A 26,202-nucleotide genomic window follows, 5' to 3' on the forward strand; every position below is an offset into this window, starting at 1 on the left:
AAACTAACAGATAAAACCCGGAGTTTTAGTAATAGTTTTGTAATTACGTTAAACCTTTTATATTTGTAATAATCAAATATAACGTATGAAAAAGATATTAATGATTTGCGCGGTAATATTAGGCTTTGCCTTCACCGCATCAGCACAAGATAGCGGAAAAGCTGAGTTTAAATTTAACGAAGAAAAACATGACTTCGGTAAAATACCACAAGGCACTCCGGTTACAACTGTGTTTGAATTTACCAATGTTGGTAAAGAGCCACTTATTTTAACAGAAGTAAGGCCAACCTGCGGCTGTACTATTGCCGATTACACTAAAACTCCAGTAAAAAGTGGCGATAAAGGTACAATCAAAATCACTTACAACGCTGCTGCTGCTGCACCGTTCAACAAAACCATTGTTGTTAAATCAAACGCTGTAACACCAGAAAAATATTTGAACATTGTTGGTGAAGTTGTAGCTAAACCCGCGGCAAGCAAGTAATTTATTATGAGCTTGATATATCCCGTATATCAACCGGGATATTTAAAATAATATTTAAAAGACCCGAAAACGGGTCTTTTTTCGTTTACAAAGGTTTTACAAACTATATTTTCAATTTAGTAAATTTGCAGGATGCCAAAAATATCTGAAAAAGGGCAGCGAATGCCCGCATCACCGATTCGTAAATTAACACCTTATGCTGATAAAGCTAAGCAGGATGGGAAAAAGGTGTATCATCTAAACATCGGCCAACCCGATATTGCTACGCCAGATGGCATGCTTAATGCCATTAAAAACATCGATTTTAAAGTTTGGGCCTATACTCCGAGCGAAGGTACTTTAAGCTATCGCAAAAAGCTTACCGAGTACTATAATAAACTGAACTATAATATCACGCCTGAGGATATTATTGTTACCACAGGTGGCTCTGAAGCTATCAGCATCGCGCTGATGGCCTGCCTTGATCCGGGAGATGAAGTAATTATCCCCGAACCATTTTATGCCAACTATAATGGTTTTACCAGCCAAAGCGATATCGTGGTTAAGCCTATACTTTCGTTTATAGACAATGGTTTCGCCCTGCCTCCTATCAGTGAGTTTGAAAAACTGATCACAGATAAAACTAAAGCGATCATCATCTGCAATCCTAATAACCCTACCGGTTACCTGTATTCAAAAGAAGAGATGGAAGCTTTGAAACAGCTGGTTTTAAAATATGATCTTTACCTTTTTTCGGACGAGGCATACCGTGAGTTTTGCTATGACGGCCGTACTTTTATCTCGCCAATGCATTTGGATGGATTGGAAGAAAACGTTGTGGTAATGGACACGGTCAGTAAACGTTACAGCGCCTGCGGAGCTCGCTTAGGTTGTATGATCACCAAGAACAAGGAACTCCGTACCACAGCATTGAAATTTGCCCAGGCTCGTTTAAGTGCCGGTATGGTTGAACAAATTGCCGGCGAAGCTGCTGTTGATACGCCAGACAGCTACTTTGAGGCTGTAAATAAAGAATATACGAGCAGACGTGACACGCTTGTAAACGCATTAAACAAAATGGATGGGGTTTATTGCCCTAACCCAGGTGGCGCGTTTTACGTGGTGGCTAAACTACCTATAGACAATGCCGATAAGTTTTGCCAGTGGATGCTGGAAACCTTCAGCCTTAATAATGAAACAGTTATGATGGCTCCGGCTACAGGTTTTTACAGTACGCCCGACGCCGGATCAAACGAAGTACGTATGGCTTACGTGTTGAACAACGATGATCTTAAAAAAGCTATGGTTTGCTTGGATGAAGCATTGAAAGTTTATCCGGGCAGAACAGTTGCTAATTCAGAACTGGCAGTTGGTAATTAAATCATTTTATATATCTTAATTAAGACAAAACCCGGCTCAAAACGGGTTTTGTTGTTTTTTGCCCTAACCGGTTAATCGCACATAGTATATCACAGGCCTATTCAATGAAATTTAGCCAAACAATTAGTACAGACAAACATCAAAATATCAACTGGATGAATAATTTGAGGTCGATAGCTATGTTTGCAGTTATTGTTCTGCATACAGCATCTCCCCTGTTATTCCGTGTTAAAGATGCTACTATTAACGATTGGCTTGCTGCTGATGCTTACAATGCCCTGGTGCGTTTTTGTGTACCTGTTTTTGTAATGATAACAGGAGCTTTATTATTACAGCGCGAGTATGAACTTAAAGATTTCTTAAAAAGGCGATTTGGAAGACTCATACCTCCGTTCATTTTTTGGAGTTTCGTTTATATAGGTTATAGGCTTTACAACGAGGAAATAGAACTATCAGACAATATATGGCCTAATATAAAACTTGTACTACAGCAACTGCAAACCGGTAGTTATTATCATTTATGGTACGTTTATCTTTTAATGGGCCTTTACCTGTTTATACCCGTAATAAGCAAGTTTGTACGTAACGCAACAGAAAAAGAGTTGTTGTACTTTTTAGGTGTCTGGTTTTTAACAGTAATCTTGAGCCGCCCTTATTTAACCATATTAGATCCCGGCATCGATCTGCACAACTTTACTGGCTATATTGGGTATCTTGTACTTGGCTATTATCTCGCTTATAAGCCATTTAAATTTAAAAATATAGCTCCAATCGCGGCGTTGGTATTTGTATCATGCGCCTTACTAATAGCTTCAGGTACGTATTTTATATTGCTGAAAACCAAAAACTTAAATACTTTCTTTTACGAGCCAATTAGTCCTTTTATAGTTATACTGTCGTCGAGCGCGTTTTTAATGGCAAGATTTATTAAAGTCAATTTAAACCCGGTTGTAAACAAACTCATAAACAATGTAGGTAAATATACCCTGGGCTTATACCTTAGCCATGCTTTCATCTTAAATGTGTTTGAGCTTAATGATATCACATACAACATTTTTAACCCGATTTTCAGTATTCCATTAGTGGCATTATTAACCTTTTTACTGTCCAGTCTCCTGATCTATGTGATGAGTAAGCTACCGCTGTTAAAATATGTCGCCGGATAAATTTTAGTTGTAATGACGATTAAAATCCATGAACTATTCTCCGCAACTGCAAAGTAAATCCGTATATTTGTAACCGCTTAACTGCAAACTGCCCACCGGCAACTGCAGACTCAAAAATGGGGTCGACCGGAATTGACAGGATGGAGATAAGTAGGTAAGCATGCAGCGCGTTGGGTGAATTAGCGCTTTAATCTGAACGCTCAAACTTACAAATGGCGAAAATAACTACGCCTTAGCTGCCTAATTTAGAATTAGCATAGCTTTTGTCCCGCCGGTTTTCCGTTTCATCGGATCGGCAATCGGGGCATCGAAAGATGAAACTGGTTTGCTTAAGGTGTGCATAGCGAACGAGATAAAGCACCTAAGGAAGACGGTATAGGTAAGCGACTGACCTTCCCCTTCCCTACAATTAAACAGAAGCTAAGCATGTAGAAAGCTTACCTTATACCATGTTTGGACGAGGGTTCGAATCCCTCCGGCTCCACCCGCGGGGATTTTCGCAAGAAAATCCCCTTTTTTTTCAAAAACCAACAAGTTTTTCTCTCTCATTTTCAGGTAGTTATGCGAAAATATTTCAAGCATCGTAGGGGTTCGATAGACCCCATTTTCGTAGTATAAGTTGCTATCGAACCCCTGCGCTATAAATTCCCGTTTTTGTATCGTATCTGCCTGAGTAAATACATATCTGAGGTCAGTAAGCAGGTGCAGGTGTTTATTTAAAATAGCCAGAGCCGGAGACTGATCTTTATTAAGTTTATTGATCTCGGCTTGTAAGAATACGATGTCGCTGTTATAATTTCCTGTCCAGCGGTCATAAGTATCCTTTGAGATCTGATCGTGTATCCATTTTTCTTCGACTGCCATCAGTTTATCCTGCAACTGATCTAATTGTGATTTTTTTCCGCTACTGCTTTTTTGTTTTTCGCCAGTTCCCGGTCAATCGCACTTTCCGCATTTTTTTATGAATTTCATCTGATTGGATTTCAGATTCATCAGATCACATATTTGCAGAAACTGTTCATGTGCGTGTTCTGCCCTGATATTAATTGAGCACTTGTTATCATTAAATTTTATGTTAGACTGAGTAATCGTCTTCTTTCAATCGCGTCTATCACTTTACAATGGGAGCAGTATAAATAATCAAAACCGCTATCCGGACGGGATGTCGGCTTTGGATTTCGTTTAATTTCAAGTAGCTTAACTACCTATTGACCAATTTTGGTTAGTAATATGGCTAAAGAATCGGGCTTTACCAGGAATGACGAGTGGCTGGTATTTAACTGATATACCGTTTTTACATTGCTAGCTGCAATCATCCTGTCTTGTAAAACAGGGGAAACCACACGATCCTGCAAGGTTTTAATATAAACCTTCTCAACAGATCCGAAATTAGCAACAGTCAGTGTTACCGGATTGGTAAATGGAATTAGGGGCTCAGAACGGTAATTTTGCAGTACAAGATTTTGAGCCTGGGTTGAACCGTCCTGGATAAAAACGTTCGTAATCTGATCGTGCAGCACGTCAAGAATTCCAACAGCATTGTTTTCGATTAATATTTTTTGCCCCTTAATTGAACCGCCGAGACTTGAGCCGGCATCGGTTAGTGCAAGATCAAGTAAAGATTGGCCGGAGGTTGGCATATAGGCAGACAGATAAACCAGTTTTTCGATTTTAGAAGGGTTTTGCTCGGCAACAGCAGAGATGATCATCCCGCCTAAGCTATGACCTACAAGAATAACTTTGCCGTTGATATTTGAGATGGTACCAAGAACTTTATCCCTGTAACTGTTTAAGGTTAAGGTTGACGGAACTGTTTGATCGCTGCCGTGGCCGGGAAGCTCTACAACGGTTACATTATTGCCTTTGCTGATGAGAGTAGTTTTTACGGCATCCCATACATAAGGTGCCTGCCATGCGCCGTGCACCAGTACATAATTTTTAGGAGTGGGTTTTATTTCGTTCTTTTTTGAGCAAGAAGAGAACATAATAGTAGCTGTAGCTACGACAAATAAGATTAACATCATTTTTTTCATGTTTGTGAGTGCCTAATTGTTTAGGACACCACAAACATCCGATTATGCATCCCGGATAAGTTTAACCAAGGTTAAAATCGGAAAATAGTGTAAACTCATCAAAAAGCTAACCTATGACGCAACCTGTATGTCGATTGAGTAGTAATAATGATAGCTGCTGATTACGGCGGCGTATGGGTTTTTGGTGTTATTAAAATTAATATTTTTATCGCATGTCAGAGAACGGAACTGAAATAGAACTGCTACGAGCAACTTTAGGAGCTGCCGGTATGAAAGCGGAAGCTTTTGACTTATCACTGCCTTACTGGAATTGAAACAGTATAAAAAAAACGAGTTTTATAATGAATATAAAAATGTTTGCAAACATCTGGGGTTTGTGATCAATGGGGTATTTAGGATCTACCGGGTAAACAGCGATACGGGGGAAGAAAAAAATATGCTATTTTTTACCGATCAGCAATTCGTAACATCCTATAAAAGTTTTTTAGCGCAAACCGCCTGCGAATATTATACTGAGGCGATGGTTGATTCGCTCATCCTATATATACACATCGATCATCTGAATGAGCTTTACAGCCAATCACATCAATGGGAACGGTTTGGAAGAATTGTGGCCGAAACAGCGTTTCATGAGGTTATGGTTAATACAGAAGGATTCCTGTTTAAAACACCCGAAGACCGTTATCGGGAAATGGTGGAAAAACATCCGAATATTTTCAACTCTGTGCCATTATATCATATAGCTTCGTATCTGGGTATCCAGGGGCCATCCCTGAGCCGGATTCGTAAGAGAATGGTTGGAAAGTAAATCTATTACCTCCATCAGCTTTCTGAATTATTAAAATCCAGTGAAAAAAGTTTTTCCAGAGATTTTTCGATTTTAACCTCGGTTAAACTTATTGCGGCGACATCGCCCGATGTTTGTCCTGTCCTAAACAATTAGGCACAAGACAAACATGAAAACAGCAATAATAATGTTGGCGATGAGCGTATTAGGTTTTACTGCTCAAGCCCAAAAAACAAACACTAAAAATTCAAAGACTATTGTATTGGTTCACGGCGCGTGGTCTGATGCATCGTCATGGGATGCAGTAACCCCATTGTTAAAAGCACAGGGCGAAGAAGTAATCAATGTTAACCTCGTTGGTCACGGAAAAGATACCACCTCATTTGCCGGTATCGCCTTCCAAACTTATGTAGACCAGGTAAAAGCAGCTATCGGCACCCGCACCAATGTTGTGTTGGTGGGACATAGTTTTGCCGGGCTGGTGATTAGCCAGGTTGCTGAGGACAAACCCGCACAAATTAAAGAACTGATTTTCCTTGCGGCAGCCTTACCGCATGACGGCGACAGTCTTTTATCATTAGCCCAACAAGACCCTGCATCTCATATCGGCAAATCCCTTACTATCGACAAAGAACACGGCGCTGCTATTATAGCCAAGGATTCCGCCGCAGATATTTTTGCGGCCGACGCACCGCAGCAGGTTCAAGAATATATCGCTGCCAACCTTAAACCAGAACCACTGGCACCGCTGGCTACGCCGGTCCACCTGACTGAAAAGAATTTCGGCAGCGTTAAAAAAGTCTATATCCATACGGCCAATGACCATGCTATCAGTTATCCTGCGCAACAGTTTATGGTAAAAAACAACAAAGTAGCTAAAGTATACACCCTGCAAAGCAGCCATACTCCATTTATTTCCATGCCTGACAAACTGACTGCAATTCTAATCGCCGAAAGCAAATAACAGTCGACAAAACTCCATTAAACAATAAATTCTTTAACTCATCAATCAGAAAATCATGAAACGTATAGCAAAAGCACATTGGAACGGTACTTTACAAGAAGGTATAGGCGAGATCAGCACACAAAGCACAGTGCTTAACGAAACACCCTACTCCTTCAAAACACGCTTTGCCGACGGCATCGGAACCAATCCCGAAGAACTGATCGCCGCCGCACATGCAGGTTGTTTTTCGATGGCGCTTAGCGCTACTTTAGCACATCACAACATCACTGCCGGCGATATTTTTACGACAGCGACAGTAGATCTTGATATGCAAGCATTGAGCATTACCGGTATTCATTTGGATTTAAGAGCCAGTGTTATTGACGGCGTAGATGGAGCAACATTTACTGAGATCGCTGAAGGCGCAAAAGCCCATTGTATTATTTCCAAAGCGTTGAATGTGCCCATTACATTAATTGTTGTTTACGCTTAATAATCTGAAGCATTATGTAGCATGCATCCTGAAACTCATCGGTTAATCGCCGGTGAGTTTTTTTATTTTGATAGCTTTAACACTTTGTAGCCTTATTCATCATTTATAAATACCCATTTGGATGATATACCCAGCCAAAATTGGTATAACTACGTAGATTACTTGCATCCTGCTGAAATTGGTCATACTACATTAAGTTAAGCCTTTTCAACTTAGCCTGTCCTACTCTGCTATTTCCTTCTGTAACGCGGTAAAACCGGTTCACTTCCAAATTATGAAATCGTTGAACGCTATGACTGCCTGCCCATATAATCTCGAGCTCTTCTACAATACCGGCGTGTCCCACACCTATTTCTGCCTGGATTGGTGATGATCCGAAGCTGCCACCGGAGTTAATTTCCCGATATACGCTCCTTTTGACGCCGTTATCATTAAATGTAATTTTCAATCGACTACCGATTGCAGCTTTATTACATTTCGTGCCTTCTGCTTTTATACTTATCCAGTTATTGTTGTTCTGCCCCGGGTTTACATACAAAGCGCTGGTGTAAGCATCACCGGCATAAGCGCCACCCATTTCAATAAAGATATCCTGTAAACCGCGGTTTCTGAAATCGGCAAACGCCACGCCATGGCCTTTTTGAAGGTTTCCGGTGCCAGAAATATTTGTTATATCTTCAAATCGCTGCCCCTCCACATTCCTGAACATCTTGTTTGGGATAAGGGAACCAAAATCCGGGTTTCCTGTACCAAAATACAAATCAGGAAAACCGTCGTTATCGATATCGCCAAAGTTTGCCCCCATGCTAAACACTACCTTATCGAGGCCAACTTGTTTAGAAACCTCAGCGAAAGTACCATCATGGTTGTTTTTATACAAGTATATATTTCCCGCGTTAGGTATGGGCTTGCCAAGTGCTTCAGCAGCCGAATAGTAGCCGAGCGGCGCCTCAAATTTATAATCTGCAACCAGGATATCCTGCCAGCCATCATTGTTATAATCGAAAAACCAGGTGGTAAAGGTACTGTTGGTGTTTGCTGCTATTCCAGATTGTCTTGTAATATCTTCAAAATCGGGTACACCCACCTTGCTACCCTTATTCTTTAAAAGATACTTGCGGCCGTCCATTGTCGAAATGAAAATGTCTGGCAATCCGTCATTATTAAAATCTGCCGATGTAACTCCTTTCACGTATGACATCACATCGCAATGCGCTTGATGGCTAACTTCTTTAAACGTGCCATTGTGGTTATTGATGTAAAGCATGCTGCGGTGGATATTGACGCTATCGCCATTATTGAAACCTTCCGTTCCTACAAATACATCAAGCCATCCGTCGTTATTAAAATCGGCCCATACGGCGGCCTGGGTTGGATGATAAAAAAGTAATCCGGCGGATACAGTCACATCAGTGAAAGTACCATCGCCGTTGTTTCGCAACAGCGAGGCTGGCTGGTTGCCGAAACCGTTCTTTTTCCATGCACCGCGCAATACAAAAATGTCCATCTTCCCGTCATTGTTGTAATCAGTTTGCTGGATATTCAATCCCCCGGTAAACTTTAACAAGCCGCTCGTTTCAGACCGGTCAATAAAGGCCCCGTCCTGGTTATTCTGAAAATAATGCATGTGATCGTCGAGCTCTGTTCCCGAAGTTACCAAATCAATATAACCATCATTATTAAAGTCATCGGCTATGGCGCCTCCTGCCCTGCTGTTCAATTTAATGCCAACATCGGCAGCCATATCGGTAAAAGGCTTTATTTGGGCCGCGGAAGTTTTGTTAAGGCCGGGGATTAAAAACGGCTTGGGCACGCTATCCGGGTAGCGTCCCAGTGTCATGTAGGCGATATTGAGCATCCAGCGGGATTCAAGGTCTGCCGGATGTTTCTTCAAAATGCGCTCATAAACAGCTATGGCATTTCGCGAACCGGTTTGATTTATGTGAATTGCATTATCTCGTATTGGATAAGTACATGACATCCGGTTGTGATTAAGCATGCAATTAGTCCGTTCGCCTAAACGCATATAGGCGAGGCCCATATCCGGTTCAAATAAATCGCGTTTTGAACTATCGTTGCCTGTTCCCATTTTTTCATAAATGGCTACTGCTTGCTTTTCATCGCCAGTTTCCAGTAATAGTTTGGCTTTGGTGTTTAAAACATAAAAGTCGTTTTCCCTTCCCGGCACTTTCAGTAAACTATCACATTGGGCAACTTTAGCTTCCGGGCAAAACGGGTTACGGCTGTTATAATCCTTTCGGTTCAGATCTGTAATGATACTTATCATCTTTTGTTCCGGAGATTCACGGCAAGCTAAAATCTGCGATAAAGCCGGTATCAGGAACAAAAACTTTGCATGCAATTTCATTGGTGTTTTTCCCGAGCCCAACGTTGCGATAAATCGAACAATTACATTCTTTAACATATGTTCGGCATTAATCAAGTTTAATCTCCCTAATCTTGCCATTATTTGATACAATCGTCACTTTTTGTGTACCGGGACTCACATTCAAAAACCTTGCTGATTGTGATAAAAAAGACGAACCATAATAAAACTCCTGTCGGGTAACTGAGCCATCTTTTGCAGATACCTCAGCATACGCGTCCTGTGACTCAATCCTTATTGTTTTTGCCGGCATGTTAAGTTTTAACAACTGCAAATTCCCGTTGCGTTGGCTGGCAGCCAGGTAATACCTGTTATCCTTACCTTTAAGTTTTACAAGGGCTTTACCATCCCCTGGAATGTAGACTCCGCTTTGTAAAATTGAGAGTTGTTTAAAGCCGCCTTTGCCATCTCCTTTCAGGAGCAAGCCATCTAAGGCATCGTACCTGCCAACCGAAACATTTGTGCCATAATCATTCCCGTTAATAGCGACATCTAAATTACCATCGCCATCAAAGTCATCAACTACCATCCCGTTAATGGCAGATACCTGGGCATAATTTGGCAGGGGATGCATCCTGAATTTACCGTTGCCCAAATTTTCAAGGTAGCATGAGGTAAGCGTATTAGCTTTTAGCCGTAAGGCACTTTTGAATTGCTCCGGCGAGAGCAGATCCTGCAAGGTTGCATGACCGAAAGAGCGGTAGTTTGTAAATTTTTTCCGCAGGCTGATCATTTGTTTAACGGCATCATCCCTAACAAAAGATGGAAATTCGCGTTTTACCCCATCGGTATCTGTAAGGAATAGGGATGGAAAGGCGTCTGTAGTTCGGCGCTTATCAAAGTCGCCGGCGGTGATATAAACAGGCTCTTTGTCGTTCGCTTTGAAAAAACTGTTCTTTCCAAGGTTGCCAACTATGTAGTCGATCTTGCCACTATGCCTGAAATCTCCTGCAACTATCGAATTCCACCAGCCAATTTTGCCGGTAACTCCCGAAGCGGCTGTTGAGTTAACGAATTTGCCATGAACATTTTTGATAAAAGTTATCGGCATCCATTCGCCTGCAATAATAAGATCAGGCCAGCCATCGTTATCATAGTCGGTCACCAGTGCATCACAGGTCAACCCCAGGTTTTTTAAACAGGGTGCAACAGATGAGGTCACATCCGTAAATTGCAGTTTTCCGGGCTTACTGTCGTTTCGTAAAATAAAAGACGATACCGGGTTTGGGTAATGCCATGGATCAACGCGACCGGTTATCAGCAAATCCAGCTTACCGTCTTTATTGTAATCAAATGCCCTCACACATAACTTGCTTGTTAAATTACCGGGCAACGCATCTTTTTGTTCCATAAAATGTCCCCGCCCATCATTAAGATAAACGCGGTCGGCATAATTTTTAGTCCCCGGCGCGCTTTCGTAACCACCGCTGGCAACGTACAAATCCAGCTTACCGTCGCCATCGGCATCAAAAAGTAATAAACTTTCATCTTTATAATTCGCGCTATCCGGCTTCGCTTCTATCAAATTCCGCTGGCTGAACCGCCCGTTAGCCTGCTGCAGGAAAACCTGAGCCGGAAATTTACTATTACCTCCAATAGCAATATCATCAAGGCCGTTGCCATCAATATCCCCTGCTGCAAGTGCCGGCGTATAAGCTGATAATTTGTGGGGTAATAGTTTTTGAATGGAAAAATCTGCAAAGTCATCTTCCTTGTGCTTATAATTAATACCGGCGGCACCCGTAATTTCAGTGAACAGGGAGCCCGTATTTTTATGTGGCACAACCCAATTATAAGGCTGATTGGCATCACCTATATTTACATTCAGCATTTGATTGGCCTTTACACTTCTTAAAACCTGTTTATGCTTATTTGGCCATCTTACCACCACAGAATCTAAAACGCTATATTTTCCGAGACCAAAATGTGCAATGTTTTGTATGGTTGACAAGTACCCGCGGTAAGGATTATTTTCATACACCTGATGCTGCCCACCTGCGTAATAAATATCTATCCATGCGCCTATGCCGTTCCTGTTAAAGCTATCGCCGTTTAGTTTAACGCGTAAATAATTTGATGTTTGAGGTGTAAGTGTCCGGCTGTTATTTTTATAAACAAGTGCCTCGTCATTGATGTTATTGATCACCATATCCATCGCCCCATCATTGTTCAGGTCTGCATAAGCCGCACCGTTTGAAAACGTTGGTATATCCAAACCCCATTGGCTTGAAACATCGCCAAAGTTTAAATCGCCATTATTTTGAAAAGCGTAATTATGGATCTTGACGGTAGGGATCTGGTTTAAAATAGTTTTTTTTGAGGCTGTGGAATAAGGGTTATTTCTGAAGACAATAAAATCGTGGTCGGTAACATCCCTTGGAAAACCATTGGTGACGATGATGTCGCGATACCCATCATTATTGAAATCCGTTATCAGAGGCGTCCAACTCCAGTCGGTCTCGGTTATCCCGCTTAAAAAACCTGTTTCGCTGAATACAGGTCCCTTTATTGAATCATTTTGCCCTAACCCTGGTCCCTGGTTTACCTGCAAAGTGTTACGGGCGTATTGGTATTGATAAGCGTAATGATTAAACAATTCATACGACTGGTAGGCATCCGGCATCGACATCATTTTTTTGCGGTAGTTATCCGGTGGTGACATATCCAGTTCAAATACATCGGCCAGGCCATCATTATTGAGGTCTTCAATATCCTGCCCCATCGCGTTCATTGAAGTATGCTTAAAGTACTCCTTTGATCTGTTGGTGAACGTGCCATCGCCATTATTAATATAGAGGATATTGGGCGAAATAAAATCGTTGGTAACGTAAATATCCTTCCACCCATCTCTGTTTATATCTACAACCGTCGCCGCATGCCCGTAACCTTCAATGGATATTCCGGCTTTTTTGGACACATCGGTAAATACCGGGTGTTTCAGCTTGCTGTCCCATTTATTTTCATATAACCGCCCGGTACTTTTACCGCTGCCGTCTGTGATAATGGGGCGGAATTGATTGGCATAATAATTATCGCCGGGGCGATTAACGGTGAGGTACATATCCAACCAGCCATCATTGTTATAATCAAAAAAGGTCGCCATAGTAGAGTAGGTCTGTATATCAAGACCGTAAGCCTTCTCCTCTTCTTTGAAATGAGGTATTCCCTCTTTGTCTGTCCCCTGATTAACGTAAAGCAGATTTTGCCTTTTAACACCATCCTGTAACAGCGAATTGCACACATAAATATCAGGCCAACCATCATTATTGATATCAATAACAGCAACTCCCCTGCCCCATTTCCCCAAACCATTTACTCCAGCCTTCTCAGTGATATCATCAAATTTGAAATCTCCGCGGTTGAGGTACAACTTGTTTGAAACCATGTTGCCCGAAAAATAAATATCCGGTAATCCATCATTGTTAAAATCGCCTATGCCAACTCCGCCACCGTTGTAAACATTAGCGTTATCAATTGGGTTGATCGAATCGTTTTCTGTAATTAAATTATTAAAGGTAATGCCAGAATGCGAAGATGATATTAGTTCAAACAACGTTGTCTTCTTTTTTGCGCACGAAAAGATAACAACACTAACCAGTAATAAAGCCGGGTAAAATTTCTTCATCTATCAATTGGTTTATATGGAAAAGATAGGCTGTTAAACACAGCCTATCTTTGTTAATTGTTCCGGGAGTTGGTATAACGCCAACGGGTATTATTTATATCGCTTAAATATCAATAGCCTGGGTTTTGATGCCCGTTTACTTTTGGATTATTATCCAGTTCGGCCTGCGGAATTGGCAACAGTTCATCCCTTCCTTTTTTGAAATATGAGAACGGATCAGTAGTAAAGTATTGCTTTTTCCTCCAGCGAAGGATGTCGATGCCCCTTACTTCCTCATCACCCATTTCTACCGTTTTTTCGTGCATGATGGCTTTTACCACATCGGCCTTCGAGCCAACCGGAAATTGCGCTGTTGGATAAGGAGGCATGGCAACATCCGCACGTGCACGGATCATGTTAAGGTAATTAACTGCGGCGGCGGTATTGCCAAGTTCATTTTCACATTCGGCCAGCATCAATAGAACTTCAGCATAGCGAATGATACGTTGATTATTGCCGCCCGGATGGAAACCTGCCGCAGGTAACCCTTCCTTGTAAATGATCATAAATTTACGAAAACTGATTTTTTTAGTAACACCGTTCAACACCGATGAGTTACCGTTCTGATCACCATCCGTAAGCACCGACGCGCCCTTGTTATAGGTATCACCTGATTGATAAACAGTGTAATGAAAGCGGGGATCAGATTTTATTGCGCCTGTAGCCGTGCTCTCAAATTCGTTAATCAATTTATTTGACGGGATAAGGTTTCTCCAGGCAATTGGGTTATACTCCTGGTTACGTACGGTAGATTGTGCCTCGGTCGGACTGTCGCCACCCCAGTTAAAGCCACCGTCGCCTTTATCAACAAATACAATCTCGAAAATAGATTCGCTGTTAAATTCGGTCTCTTCCTCAAAATTATCAAGATATCTGCTTGTCAGTGTGTAGCCATTTGTGCCGGTTGTCGGGATTTTCAAAAGCGCTGCTTTGGCACCAGCATAATCGCCGGTTTGCATTAATACACGACCCAACATAGCGTTAGCGGCCGAAGCAGTTGCCCGGCCCTTATCAGTGCCAGATTTTTCCGGAAGAACAGCCGCAGCATCCTGAAGGTCTTTAATAATCAATGCATAAACTTCTGTTTCGGATGCACGTGGCTGAAAATCGCTTGCGGCCGTTACTGCCGAAGTATAAAGCGGCACCCCGCCCCATTGCGAAACCAGGTCGAAATAAGCCCAGGCACGCAAAAATTTAGCTTCGCCAACTAACCTGTCGCGAAGGCCGGCGTTATCTGTTACCGCCGGGCCGTTAGCAATAACCACATTAGCCCTGAAGATAGTTGTATACCAGCCGTTCCAAACAGAGTTCATCACGGGATTGGTAGGATCGCAATTGCCGTTAAGGATTTGCCCCCTTGGCGCTTCAAGCTGACCGCCGCCGCTTGCAACGTCATCGCTCCTGAGATCATGAATAAAAAACCATTCTCTTGATACCAGCCCCAAGGCATGAATGGCGACATAAATGGCGTTTACGCCTTTGGTTAACTGATCGCTGGTTTTATAATATTGGTTAGTAGTTACGTTGTTAGGGTCGCTGGTGTTGAGTGAACCTTTTTTGCAGGAATTCACCGTAGCCGTTACCATGATAGCAGTAAGTACAGACCACGCGTATATTTTCTTAGTTTTCATCGCTATATCTTTTTAAATTAATCGTTAAAAGGTTGCCTGTAAACCCAACTGAACTTCTCTTGGTTGCGGGTACTGGCCATAATCGATACCGTTGGTGAGCGTGCCGTTACGAGAGCCTATTTCAGGATCAAGACCTTTATATTTTGTAAACGTTAAAAGATTGGTTGATGCCACGTAAATCCTTAGCCTGTTCAATGCATTGTCGGTTTTTGACCTTAACCACGCTGCCGGGAAATTATAGCCGATCTGCATATTTTTAACGCGCAGGTACGAACCGCTTTCAATCCATCTGGTTGAAGGCCTTACGTTGCTGTTCGGGTCGCCGGATATAGCACGCGGAATATTTGTATTGGTGTTTGTAGGAGTCCATGCTTTTAAAACATTAGTACCGGCGTTGAAAAGTCTTGGCATACCTTCAAGGATAATTCTTTCGGCATTGAATATCTTATTACCATAAACACCCTGGAAGAATACCACCGCGTCGAAATTTTTATAAGAAGCGGAATAGTTTAGTGAATAGGTAAACTTTGGCAGATAGCTTCCGATAAAGGTACGGTCGGCGTCATTAATAACACCATCATGATTGACATCCTTAAACTTGATATCGCCCGGGGCTGCACCCGTTTGTGTAGGTGAGTTTGCTACTTCAGCTGCGTTTTGGAATATTCCATCAACGATGTATCCATAGAATGATTGAACCGGTTGACCGACAACTGTACTGGTTATAGGGCCGCCACCGCCATAATCGGCATCGCCGCCTGCAGTAATTGAAGCATTGGCAGTGTTAAGCGTTAAAACTTTGTTTCTGTTAAGCGCGAAATTTCCGGTAATATCGTATTTGAACTCGCCGCTTGTTTTATGATAGCCCAGCGTGATCTCGAAACCGCGGTTACGCATCGAACCAACGTTAGCTAAAGTTCCCGAGCCGCCAAAACCAAAGCTGGGCGGCGTAGGCACGGTTAATAAAAGATTATCTGTTTTCCTGGTATAAACTTCGGCAGATAAAGTAAAGGCTTCCTGAAATAAACCCAGATCTAAACCGATATTGGTTTGTTTGGTTGTTTCCCACGATAGGTCAAGATTACTTAAACCGCTGTAAAACGAGGCGTTTCCAAGATCGGCCAGTGAACCGTTGAACGGATAAGTAGCTATGTTAGATGAGATAGGCTGCAAATAAGGATAGTTGCCCAATACAGTGCCGTTGATACCTGTTACGCCATAGCCTGCCCTCAATTTCAGTGACGACACCGATTTAATCGACTTCATGAAATTTTCCTGATCTACTTTCCAGCCTAACGAAGCAGCCGGGAAGCTTTCATGTTTATGTCCTGGTGCAAATACAGATAAACCATCACGACGGATAGAACCTGAAACGAGATATTTGCCTTCAAAATCATAACCAACGCGCGCCACTTCCGAAACAAGCAGGTTGGTGCCGTAAGTATAATTGGTATAAAGATTGGTTGCACCATTCAGCGTTTTTACAGTATTGGTGTTCTGGTTACCTGATGATACCTGGTTATCACCCCGCGAGCTTTGCGCCTCGTAAACCAATACCGCGTTAACATGGTGCTGCCCGCCAAAGGTTTTATCAAAAGTAAGCTGCTGCGAATATAACTGTGTTGTACCCGAACCCCTTGTGTAATTAATTACGGCAGTCGGCGAATTGGAAGTACCGCCGTCGTTATAAATAGGCGTATACGTATTGTTCATGTTAGTGCTGTAATCAATACCATAAATCGACTTAAAATTTAACCAAGGTGTAAACTTCAGCGTGGCGAAAGCATTGCCATGAATAGTGAAACCGTGGTTGGTATTGCTGATCAAATTGGCCGCCTCAATCGGGTTGGTAGGGTCTGAGCCGTCAAAGCTGTTTATCGGCCCCTGGAAACCGCCTGCATTATTTGGATTGTAAATGGGCAGATAAGGCTGCATTCTTACGGTATTTGTTATAGCTGTACGGTTACCAGCGTCAACACCGTAGCGCTGATGGTTGACAATAGCATTAAATGTTTCGCCGAACGACAGGAATTTGCTGATCGTATGATCTGCATTGACACGAATTGCCTTGTGGTACGCACTCAAACCCTGGGCAATACCCTGCTGATCGAAATAATTTGCAGAAGTGTAAAAGCGGGAAACCGCATTGCCGCCACTTATGGCAACGTTATGCTGCTGTATCGGGGCGTTACTTCTGAAGTAGGCATTCTGCCAGTTGGTATTGGTTTGGGCAAAGGTTTGTGAGGCGCCATCATAAATTGGCTTGTTGAAGTTATCGGGCTGTAATCGCGGCGGTAAAGCTATACCGGCCGCGCCGTTAAGCGCGCGTTCATACTGCAGGTATTGCTGGGTGTTAAGCAGATCGAACTTTTTGATAACGTTTTGTATACCATAATATGAATCGATAGTAACTTCGGTACGGCTGTTGTTACTGCCCTTTTTAGTGGTGATAATAATTACACCGTTTGTACCCCGGGAACCGTAAATAGCCGCGGCGCTGGCATCCTTCAACACATCGATACTTTGAATATCCTTAATATCAACACCTGTAAGGCTGCCTGGATATCCGTCGACGATGTATAGGGGATCGGATCCGAAATTTACAGAACTGATACCACGCAATGAAATGATGGCTCCCGTTCCCGGACTGCCGTTATTGGTAACCGTAAGGCCCGCTACACGGCCCTGTAAACCCTCGATGCCACCAACGGGTAAGGAGGCCAGCGTTTTACCGCTTACTGATGAAACCGCTCCGGTTACTTTAGCGCGTCTTTGCGATCCGTAACCAACAACCACAACCTCCTCCAGGTTTTTGGTATCTTTTTTCATTTGTACATTCAGCTCGGTACTGCTGGTAACCGTAATCTCTTGCTGGTTATAACCTATCACTCTGAAAACGAGTACTGCCGAATTCCCCGGTATGGTTAGTTTAAAATTACCATCAGCATCTGTGGTTACACCCTGCGTAGTGCCTTTTATAGCAACGGCTACGCCTGGTAAAGGCTGATTATTTTCATCTGTAACTTTACCTGAAACTGTAAAAGCAGGTTTGAGGTTCAAAATACCGTGTTCATTGTTCACGCCCCCTTTTACCAAACCTGCCGAACCAACGGCATGGGCTATAGATACCGACGGCATAACCAACGTACATCCGGTTAGGATGAGCGTAGCATAACGCCATCTTTTGTTATAAATTTTTTGTAAAGAATACTTCATGTTGTTAAGGTTTAAAATTTCTGATTCGATCGGAAAACGCCCGCGTATCTTGGTTGTTCGAATAACATTTCCCGGCATCGTTTAAGCCGAATATCATTTTAACGCTGTAGCTGCCGGCTTTAAATGATCCGGCTGATCTGGGCTGTTCCGTGCCTATCGCGGATCCGAAAATCTTGCTTTTGTCTTTCCATAATTTTCTTGTTTAATGATTGATAATTGATATTTAGGTGTTATGAATTTCAAACTCAAACGAGGTAAGCACTGACAACCCGGACAGGATTTTGCACCTGATTTTACAGGCCTTTGATCATTATCCCGTTGCTGATGAACAACAGGTGTATACCAACAACCTCGCTATTATTTCAACATGTTTATAATTGGTAATCTGTACATCGTTTTGCTAACGGTACGTTTTGTTACAATAGCTTCAGTCAGGCTGTAACAACAGAAGTAAAAGTATCTTTCGTGACTGCGGCGGTAGCGCAATATTTATCTTAATCTTACAACATTTGTTTAACCGCCTCTATCCAATTAAGGCGTTTAACAAGTTGTACTTGCTGTAAAAACATAAAATAATGCGGTCTTTATTAAACATAAATAATTGATTATTAAATATTTATAAAAAAATCAAAGCAGGTAAAATTTGTATATAAGAAAAAATCAGAAGCTAAAACCTGCTTTCCGCAATCGATTGTAATTAATTTTTTATGGAGGAGATTTTCATTGTTATCTACATGATAAAATTTAGGAATTAAACAACAAGGACAGCCTCGCGCTGTCCTTATAACCAATTTCTAAAAAATAGAGAAGAAAAGAAAAGTCTTACAGCGATGATATAGTGCTTAACATACTGTTAAGTCTCTTCACTAAATCTTTCGCATTTTAAGTTTGATAAGGCGTTTTCCCAGCATTCGCATAAAGTTGGTCTGCCATACTTAATCAAAAGTATTAAGTGACATAAACTTAAAATGACACACATGTTGAAAAAGCTAACAATTTGGTTTACTACAACTATCCGAGCCCCCCAAGCCAGCACTCTCACCGGCCTAAACAACTGTTATAACACTTTCAACAATTGTTGTAATAGCATAATAGCCTGTCCTACTATTTTTACTGTTTAACCAGATTGCTTTTCCCAAGCAATAAAAGCCTTAAAATCATAAAATGAACTTAAAAGTCCTCTCTTCAGCCCTGTTCCTGATCATGGTATTATTTGCCAATACCATATCGGCCCAAAACAAAAAGTTCTATATTTTTTTGTGCTTCGGCCAATCAAACATGGAAGGTAACGCGCACATACAACCACAGGATACCACCGTTAATCCACGTTTACAGGTATTGGAAACAGTTGATTGCCCCAACCTAAAACGGGTTAAGGGCAACTGGTACACAGCTGTACCGCCATTGGCACGCTGCAACACCGGCCTCACCCCTGCCGACTACTTTGGCCGCACCTTAATAGCCAATCTGCCTCAGGATCTAACGGTTGGCATCGTGAATGTATCGGTAGCCGGCTGTAAGATTGAATTGTTTCAGAAAGACAGTTGTAAAGATTATGCGGCTACAGCACCCGCCTGGATGCTGAACATGATCAATGAGTACGGGGGCGATCCTTACGGGCACTTGGTAGCAATGGCTAAACTGGCGCAAAAGAACGGTGTAATTAAAGGGATATTGCTACACCAGGGCGAATCAAACCCAAATGATACCCTCTGGACGCAAAAAGTTAAAGGCATCTATAACATGATGTTAAAGGATCTCCATCTGAAAGCAAGGAAAGTCCCGTTATTGGCAGGCGAATTGGTTAGCGAAGATCAGGGAGGCAAATGCGCGGCCATGAACCACATAATTGATCAGCTTCCGGATGTTATTCCCAATGCATATGTGATCAACTCAGCCGGATGTCCCGCGGCACCCGATAAACTGCATTTTACCGCCGAAGGCTACCGGATGTTAGGCACACGATATGGATTGACAATGCTCGGTCTGCTCGGTTACAAATCATCCGCTACGGCACCTGTTCAAACAAACTCAAACACCGGTAGGTAATGTTATTTAACAGCCATAGAGGCCGTTGCTTAAGCTACGCTTTTAACGTTTACCTTTTTTACCCGGTATTCGGAAGGTAAAATATTATATTTTGCCTTGAAAGATTTGGTAAAATAATGCGGCGTTGAGAAACCAATGGAATAAGCAATCTCGGCAATAGTCAAATCGGTTTTTTCCAGTAGTATAGTAGCCTTGTCCAGCTTTATCGAGCGGATGAATTCTACCGGCGGCTCACCGGTGAGTTCGGTGATCTTACTGTAAAATGATCCCCGGCTCATGCTAAAATGATGGCTAATCTCTTCGACAGAGAATTTAGGGTTATTTATATTTTCTTCAATGTACACTACCACATCCTTAATAAACCGCTCTGATGAGGATTCTATCTCCATATCTGCGGGGATAACCTTAATCTTTTTCTGATAGGTTTCTTTAAGCGACTTATTTAGATGCAACAGATTTTTAATCTTGATATTCAGGATATCAAAGTTAAAAGGCTTGGTGAGGTAATCGTTTACGCCGAGCTCCAACCCTGCAAGTTGTTCTTTTTGACTTGTCATTGCCGTTAACAAAATGATAGGTATATGGCTGGTTCGCTTATCCGAGCGTAGTTTACAGCTTAACTGTATCCCATCCATGTAAGGCATACTGATGTCACTTACTATCAAATCGGGATGCACGGCGAGCGCTTTGTGCCATCCGTCTCGACCATTGACCGCCTCTGATACCTTGTAATTAGCGCCCAGGTTTTCGGTCAGGTAATGCCGCATTTCATCATTATCTTCAACAACCAATACGTGCAGCCGGTTAGTATTCGCTGCAGACGCAGGCTGTGGTTTGATCTCCCTATCCTCATCAATAATTTCGGCAACTGTTTTGGGTGCATTTTGGTTGGATATTGCAGTCTGTGATAAATTAATTATCGGCAATGCGATAGTTAATGAAAATACAGAGCCTTTACCCGGCTCACTTTCTACGCTGATTTCGCCGCCATGCAGTTGTACAAGTTCACGGGTGATGGATAAGCCAATTCCGCTACCCTGGTTAAGGATAGCAGGCTGAGCATCGGCCTGGTAAAATCTGTCAAAAACGTGCTTCGCCTGTTCGGGCGCTATACCAGTTCCTGTATCCGCAACCGAGATATTAAGCAGGTATGAGTTGCCATCCGCCGAAACAACCGGCGCAGTAACTTCTACAGTAATCTGCCCGCCCGGCATGGTAAATTTAAAAGCATTGGATAAAAGGTTAAATAATATCCGCTCCACCTTGTCATGATCAAACTTTGCGAACAAACGTTCGTCTGTTGTTTTAAAAATGGTATTGATTTTTTTTCTGTTAGCGAGATCATAAAACGAATCGGCAACATCGCGCACAAAGGATATAAATTCCCCCTCAATCAAATTCAGTTTAAGCTCGTTGTCTTCAAGTTTTCTGAAATCGAGCAATTGGTTAACGAGGTTTAATAGCCTGCGCGAGTTTCTTTTGATAACTCCTAACTGCTGAGTAACAGGTTCGGTGTTTGGTTGCTCCAGAAGCTTGTCAACCGGTGCCATTATCAAGGAGATCGGCGTACGGAACTCGTGGCTCAGGTTAGTTAAAAACTTAATTTTCATCTCATCAAGTTCATGACGGGCTTCGGCCGCTTTACGTTCCTGTTCGTCGTGTAGTTTCCTTTTTAGTTTTTTAACACCCTGCTTGCGGATGAGCAGTAACACACCAAACGCCAGCAAAACATAAAATATATAAGCGTAAATAGTCATCCAAAACGGAGGCTTTACTATAATTTTCAAAGAAGCACCGGTATCGTTCCACTTGCCATCGTTGTTGGAGGCCCGTACCCTGAAGGTGTATTCGCCCGGATCAAGGTTAGTGTAACTGGCTGTTGTTGATGTACCGGCGTTTTTCCATGAATTGCTGAACCCCTCTAATGTATATGAATACCTATTTTGCTGCGGAAGGGTGTAATTAAGAGCAACGAAACTGATAGTAAAGTCCTGTTTATACTTGATGGTTATTTCCCGCTCTTCGCTGATGTTGATCGGCCTGGGATTGTCATGCTCGGGCGAAATACGCTTGCTATCAACACTTAGGGTGGTTAACATAACTGGCGGCAGGTTTTTATTTAGCCTTACATCCGATCCTTTAAAATAGTTAAACCCATCTACCCCACCAAAATAAAGTGTGCCATCGGCAGCAAGAAGGCCCGATCCGTTTAAAAACACATTGTTCTGAAGACCGTTATCATGGCAGTAAACATAAAGCTTTTGGTCTGCCGGATCAATGCGGCCTATGCCCTGGTTAGTACTAAACCATATATTATTCGTTTTATCCTGTAAAATTTTACAGATCACTCCGTTAGGCAGTTGGTTGTTGTATTTAAACGCCGTTATTTTTTTAAGCCGGTGATCATAACGGAAAAGGCCATCACCGTTTGTACCTATCCACATATCATCATTGGCATCTTTTTTCAGGGATAAAACCTCGGCAATTGGTAAACCAGTGTTTGTCGGATTAAAAGTATCAAACAATTTGGTCACCGGGTTATATATCGCAATCCCTGTACCGTATGAGCCTATCCACATATTGCCTTCGCCATCTTCTTCAAAAGCCCTGATATACCCGTTTGACGGAAATCTTTGACCTTTTTCACTTATATCTGCCGGTGTAAACCTGCGAAAACTGTCTGCTTTTGCATCAAAAATATCTACACCAGAGCCGTTGGTGCCAATCCATATGTCGCCAAAGCGGTCTTCCTTAAAACAGAAAATATTGTTTTGGCCGATATGCTGTTTTCCTGTACCACCCGTGAACTGCGAGTAAGCGTTATTTGACGTATTGAGTTTAAAAACCCCGTGACCAAATGTGCCTATCCAAAGTTGCTGCCTATGGTCCAGCAGCATAGCAAGAATTGGCAGGCCAGCCGAATTTATTTGCTCCCTGGGTTTGATAGAGATATGACTGAATCGATTGGTTTTATTGTTAAAGATACTAAGACCGCCTCCGTCAGAACCAACATATAGTTCACTGTCATTTTTTTGCGCAAAGGATGATACAATGGGCGAGCGTAAGCCATACGGGTCTAACTCGGTAGGTTGCACATAGTTAAACAGGGTAAGATTTTTGTCGTACTTGTTTATACCCCCCATATAGGTACCCACCCAATAAATGCCTTTCGGATCGATATAAATGCTGCGGATTGATTTGCTGTTGAGACTATACGGATCGCGCGGGTCGTGGCGGTAACGAACAGATTGCCCTGTATTAATATCCATTACATTAAGGCCGCCTTCCGTTCCCACCCAGATATGATCTTTATCATCGGCAGCAATGCTGTAAACAATATCTCCGCACAATGAATGCTCATCTTTATTATTGTAACAATAATTGACGAAGTGTTCATCATCTTTCGACAACCGGCTTAAACCATTAGATGTGCCAACCCACACGTTGCCTGCCTTATCCTGCGAAACGGTCATTACAACATCTGATGGTAAACTGCCCGAATCATCTTTTTGATGCCGAAAAGCTTTAAAACGCTTACGCGCTTGGTCGTACAGATACAACCCAGAACCTGTGCAAGCCCACATCCTGCCATAGCTATCTTCAAAAATGTAATTTACCGTTTTAACAGGTATTTGGCCGGGTTTGTCGGTTCCGGTCTCAAAATGGCTGATATGCCTGCGGTCGGGGTCAATCACATCGAGGCCATTTACAGTACCTACCCATATATAACCTTTTCTATTTGCACATACGGCAGTAACCACGCCCTGGCTTAAATGCTGTCCCGGTAAAGGTGAAGTAAAGCTTTTAAAAACATCTGCTGCCCTGTCATAATAATATAGGCCATAACCTATGGTGCCAACCCATAGTGTGCCGCTACGATCCATACTCATACCGCTTATCTCGGTAGCCCCTGGCTCTACCTGCCTTTTTATGCCCAGCGGATAAACTTTAAACCTCCTGCCGTCATATCGGTTCAAGCTTTCCGAGGTACCTATCCACATCATTCCATCAACATCTTTAATTATAGTGTTAACAGCATTCCCCATTAAACCCTGTTTGGTGGTCAGTGCGGTAAATTTCAGGTTAGTTTTTTGTGCGTATACCGGGTTGCTAAAAACAGCTAAAACAACCGGTGTAAGTACAACGCACGCAATGATGGCCAGCATGACATACAACGTTCTGCGCGTACACAAATGGGGTACAAAATGCATCATAACAAACAGGGTTATCAATTTCCAATACGGGCAGGCCGCAGAAAAAAATTGTTTATGAACTATGGTTTAAAAATTGGTTTGATTGATGTTTTTGAATAACATCATTATCCAAATTTACATTTTACGATGATGAAACAAGCAAACTTTTGTTCAAAGAAATACCACACTTGTTCAATATCAGTAGTAATTATTGTACAAAAGTGTATTTATAATTTTTCTCACTAACAAAGTAGTGACACGCCTTATCGACAAACGTTGTAAAATCATACTAAAAACTGCGCATATCAATTTTCAGCTAAAGATATCTTTATATTAAGAAAAAGCCTTAAAAATACCAAAAACACTATTGTGAACCATTTAAAGAACGCTCGAACCTGATCAAACTTTTGCTGCGACAAAAGGTCGACATTCGGAATATCCGTACACAAAAAGTAATTTCAATATGTGTAATAAATACAATTAATAGCAATGTAGTCATTTGCCACGATAAACGGCGTTTAAACAATAAAACAACCCGAACAATGCTATTGAATTCACAATACATAAACCTCAATATTCAATTATGAAATCAAAATGCTTACTTGCCCTATCGGCTATCACATTTGCTTGTGGCCTGTGCAGGGCGCAAACTGCTTCGGGCCCTATAGCCGAGGATTTTAAACCATCTACCTTTAATCAGCCCGGACAGGATTATCCTCAGGTAAACTCGCAGGGCTACGCACGCTTTCGCATCAATGCCCCGCAGGCCGACAGTATAAAAGTAAGCCTTGGCCTGGGCGGACGTGGTGGTACTAAGCTTACCAAAGGAGCCGACGGTGTTTGGACAGGCACTACAGAGGGCCCTATGGATGAAGGATTTCACTATTATCATTTAACGATCGACGGAGGGGTATTTAACGATCCGGGCACGTTGAATTTTTATGGTTCCACACGCTCGGAGAGCGGCATTGAAATACCCGCGCACGATCAGGATTTTTACGCGCTTAAAGATGTAACACATGGTAACGTGCAGCAGATCCTTTTCCCATCTAAAAGTACCAATACATCGCGGAGGGCTTTTGTTTATACACCTCCAGGATATGAAAAAGATAAATCAAAAAAATATCCGGTATTATACCTGCAGCATGGCTGGGGCGAGGATGAAACCGCGTGGAGCAACCAAGGGCATGCCAACCTGATTATGGATAATTTAATTGCAAGCGGCAAAATACAGCCGTTTATTATTGTAATAACCTACGGCATGACTAATGGCCTGAGACCGGGGCCCAATGCACTAAGAAATTTTAAGATCGATGATTTTCAAACAGTTTTAACTGATGAACTCATCCCATACGTTGATGCCAGCTTCCGTACGAAGGCAGACAAAGCTCACCGGGCTATGGCTGGCCTGTCAATGGGTGGTATGGAAACTCACATGATCACCCTGAACAAGCCCAATCTTTTTGCTTATTACGCCCTGCTTAGTGGCGGCATTTACACGCCTGATGAGCTAAAGGATAAGGCAAAGCCCAAACTGATATTTATAAGCTGCGGCAGTAAAGAAAGGCCCGAAGGAGTTAAAAATGCAGTGGTTGTATTAAAAAATGCCGGATACAACGCCGTATCGTATATATCCGAAAACACTGCCCACGAGTTTTTGACCTGGCGCAGAAGCCTTTATGAACTTGCCCCCTTGTTGTTTAAAGAATAACAAGCTTACCACACTTTAATTTTCATAAACTCATTCAAAAACAAAAACCCTGCCGCAAATTACCGGCAGGGTTTTATTTTATGA

The 26,202-nt window shown here is 42.3% G+C and carries 14 protein-coding genes and 1 other RNA gene; 9 read left to right on the forward strand and 6 right to left on the reverse strand.

Annotation, left to right across the window (positions count from 1 at the left end):
* Positions 1-85: 85 nt before the first annotated feature.
* The 4 genes from DEO27_RS11155 (at position 86) to ssrA (ending at position 3,496) form a co-directional block, all read left to right on the forward strand.
* Positions 86-484 carry a DUF1573 domain-containing protein gene (locus tag DEO27_RS11155; RefSeq protein WP_091207513.1) on the forward strand — a complete coding sequence of 133 codons (399 nt, stop codon included), beginning with the start codon at positions 86-88 and terminating at the stop codon, positions 482-484.
* Between the two features lie 132 nt (positions 485-616).
* A complete protein-coding gene (locus DEO27_RS11160; RefSeq protein WP_112566348.1) occupies positions 617-1,843 on the forward strand; it encodes a pyridoxal phosphate-dependent aminotransferase in 1,227 nt (408 codons plus the stop codon).
* Positions 1,844-1,947: 104 nt separating this feature from the next.
* A complete protein-coding gene (locus DEO27_RS11165) occupies positions 1,948-3,009 on the forward strand; it encodes an acyltransferase (protein WP_112566344.1) in 1,062 nt (353 codons plus the stop codon).
* A gap of 118 nt (positions 3,010-3,127) precedes the next feature.
* Positions 3,128-3,496: a transfer-messenger RNA gene (gene ssrA / locus DEO27_RS11170) on the forward strand.
* A gap of 718 nt (positions 3,497-4,214) precedes the next feature.
* On the opposite strand, the gene DEO27_RS11180 is transcribed toward ssrA, so the two are convergent.
* Entirely contained in the window at positions 4,215-5,033 is an 819-nt protein-coding gene (locus DEO27_RS11180; RefSeq protein ID WP_223818216.1) for an alpha/beta fold hydrolase, read from the reverse strand.
* A gap of 319 nt (positions 5,034-5,352) precedes the next feature.
* On the opposite strand from DEO27_RS11180, the gene DEO27_RS11185 reads away from it, so the two are divergent.
* From DEO27_RS11185 to DEO27_RS11195, 3 genes are all read left to right on the forward strand, one after another.
* Complete coding sequence (locus DEO27_RS11185; RefSeq protein ID WP_223818217.1) at positions 5,353-5,850, forward strand: Crp/Fnr family transcriptional regulator; 498 nt, start codon at positions 5,353-5,355, stop codon at positions 5,848-5,850.
* Between the two features lie 148 nt (positions 5,851-5,998).
* Entirely contained in the window at positions 5,999-6,793 is a 795-nt protein-coding gene (locus DEO27_RS11190) for an alpha/beta fold hydrolase (protein ID WP_112566334.1), read from the forward strand.
* Between the two features lie 55 nt (positions 6,794-6,848).
* A complete protein-coding gene (locus DEO27_RS11195) occupies positions 6,849-7,268 on the forward strand; it encodes an OsmC family protein (RefSeq protein WP_112566330.1) in 420 nt (139 codons plus the stop codon).
* Between the two features lie 187 nt (positions 7,269-7,455).
* Here the strand turns inward: DEO27_RS11195 and DEO27_RS11200 are convergent, their stop codons facing one another.
* From DEO27_RS11200 to DEO27_RS11215, 4 genes are all read right to left on the reverse strand, one after another.
* Entirely contained in the window at positions 7,456-9,636 is a 2,181-nt protein-coding gene (locus tag DEO27_RS11200; protein ID WP_190295383.1) for a CRTAC1 family protein, read from the reverse strand.
* A gap of 67 nt (positions 9,637-9,703) precedes the next feature.
* Positions 9,704-13,279 (reverse strand): VCBS repeat-containing protein, encoded by a 3,576-nt coding sequence (locus tag DEO27_RS11205; RefSeq protein ID WP_112566323.1) that lies wholly within the window; start codon positions 13,277-13,279, stop codon positions 9,704-9,706.
* A gap of 110 nt (positions 13,280-13,389) precedes the next feature.
* Complete coding sequence (locus DEO27_RS11210; RefSeq protein WP_112566320.1) at positions 13,390-14,949, reverse strand: RagB/SusD family nutrient uptake outer membrane protein; 1,560 nt, start codon at positions 14,947-14,949, stop codon at positions 13,390-13,392.
* A gap of 24 nt (positions 14,950-14,973) precedes the next feature.
* Positions 14,974-18,165, reverse strand: a complete 3,192-nt coding sequence (locus DEO27_RS11215) for a SusC/RagA family TonB-linked outer membrane protein (RefSeq protein ID WP_223818218.1) — start codon at positions 18,163-18,165, stop codon at positions 14,974-14,976.
* A gap of 1,164 nt (positions 18,166-19,329) precedes the next feature.
* Between DEO27_RS11215 and DEO27_RS11220 the strand changes: the two genes are divergently transcribed.
* Entirely contained in the window at positions 19,330-20,214 is an 885-nt protein-coding gene (locus tag DEO27_RS11220; protein WP_223818219.1) for a sialate O-acetylesterase, read from the forward strand.
* A 29-nt stretch (positions 20,215-20,243) separates the two neighbouring features.
* Here the strand turns inward: DEO27_RS11220 and DEO27_RS11225 are convergent, their stop codons facing one another.
* Positions 20,244-24,428 carry a two-component regulator propeller domain-containing protein gene (locus DEO27_RS11225; protein WP_112566317.1) on the reverse strand — a complete coding sequence of 1,395 codons (4,185 nt, stop codon included), beginning with the start codon at positions 24,426-24,428 and terminating at the stop codon, positions 20,244-20,246.
* A gap of 562 nt (positions 24,429-24,990) precedes the next feature.
* On the opposite strand from DEO27_RS11225, the gene DEO27_RS11230 reads away from it, so the two are divergent.
* Positions 24,991-26,118 (forward strand): alpha/beta hydrolase-fold protein, encoded by a 1,128-nt coding sequence (locus DEO27_RS11230; RefSeq protein WP_112566312.1) that lies wholly within the window; start codon positions 24,991-24,993, stop codon positions 26,116-26,118.
* Positions 26,119-26,202: the final 84 nt, after the last annotated feature.

Origin of the sequence: Mucilaginibacter rubeus, assembly GCF_003286415.2 — a bacterium.
Classification (GTDB): Bacteria; Bacteroidota; Bacteroidia; order Sphingobacteriales; family Sphingobacteriaceae; genus Mucilaginibacter; species Mucilaginibacter rubeus_A.